Annotated in this window: 1 protein-coding gene and 1 pseudogene; both read right to left on the reverse strand. The window is 62.1% G+C overall.

Going from position 1 to position 1294, the window contains the following annotated elements; genetic code table 11:
- Positions 1–191: pseudogene (locus AC1DXV_RS34755) on the reverse strand (hypothetical protein); the annotation flags it as partial.
- A gap of 46 nt (positions 192–237) precedes the next feature.
- Positions 238–1294: TonB-dependent receptor domain-containing protein (locus tag AC1DXV_RS34760; RefSeq protein ID WP_477938061.1), on the reverse strand; the 1057-nt coding region annotated here is incomplete at its 5' end.

Below are 1294 nucleotides of genomic sequence, written 5' to 3' on the forward strand. Positions count from 1 at the left end.
TTCTTGGCCAGCCCCGTCAGCAACGCATACACGATCGCCGCGTGAAACAAAATGACAAACCCGATCCCGACGATGTGGCGTCGGGGATCGCGTTGTCGCTTGGAAAAGTCCATACGCTGGGATCTCCAGTGTGGAAAACGCAAACGTTCGAGGTTAACAAAAATGCCCGCCGGCTTGTGGCCAGCGGGCATGGCAGTGCAGCCTGAGCGGTGTCAGCCTACCTGCTTGCGGTCTGCGTCAGAAGAAGCGATAGCTCGCGTTGACATAGATGAAACGGCCGCGCGGGTCGCTCATCGTCGGATCGAAGCCGTACTGGAACGACGAGCCGTTGCCGATGAACAGCGGCGGATCCTTGTCGAACAGGTTCTTCGCGCCGAGAGCGACCTTCAGGTTCTTGACCCCGGTGAACGCCACCTGCGCGTCGTAGGTCGACGTGGCCGGAACGCGGTGCTCGTTGCCCAGCAGGTCGTTGGCATCGCGATAGCCGGAGTAGTAGTTCTGCGCCAGCGTCGTCGCCCAAGCGCCCGTCGACCAGGTCGCGCTCAGGTTGTGCTTCCAGCGCGCCACCACGCCGGTGCTGGCAACGTCGAGCGGAGACCCGTCGTCCTGGACGATCGAGCCGACGCTGTGCTGCGTGCCGGCCAGCGTCTTCAGGTCGAAGGTCTGCATGTAGGTACCGGTCATGTCGACCGAGACCTTGCCGAACGAGAACGTGTCGTTCCAGTTGCCGGTGACGTCGAAGCCGCGCAGCAGGGCCGATGCCGCGTTGTGCAGACGCTGGTCGACGGTCTCGACCGTGGAGGTGGGATCGTCATTCGTGAAATCGACATCACCGTCACCATACAGCGGCTTGCCGGCGCGCGCGGCATTGACCAGCGCGAGGGCGGCCGGCGAGATGATGTAGTCGTCGATCTTGATCAGGAAGTAGTCCACGCCGAACGAATAGTTCTTGGTCGGCGACACCACGAAGCCCAGCGACAGCTGCTTCGACTTTTCCGGCTTCAGGTTCGGATTACCGCCATTCTTGGCATTCGCCTGGATCGCGCCATCATCAGGGTGCAACGGATCGATGAACTGCTCGCTGACACCGACGGTCATCGGCTTGTACAGCTCAGGCAGCGTCGGTGCGCGGAAGCCGGTGCCGATGGCGCCGCGCAGCAGCAGCTCCTTCACCGGGGTGTACCGCGTCGACAGCTTGCCGTTCGTCGTCGTACCGATGACGCTGTACTTGTCCCAACGACCCGAGGCATTCACCTCGAGGTCCTTGCGCAGGGGCATGTTCAGTTCGGTGTAT

This window comes from Rhizobacter sp. P3_C12 (genome assembly GCF_056402735.1).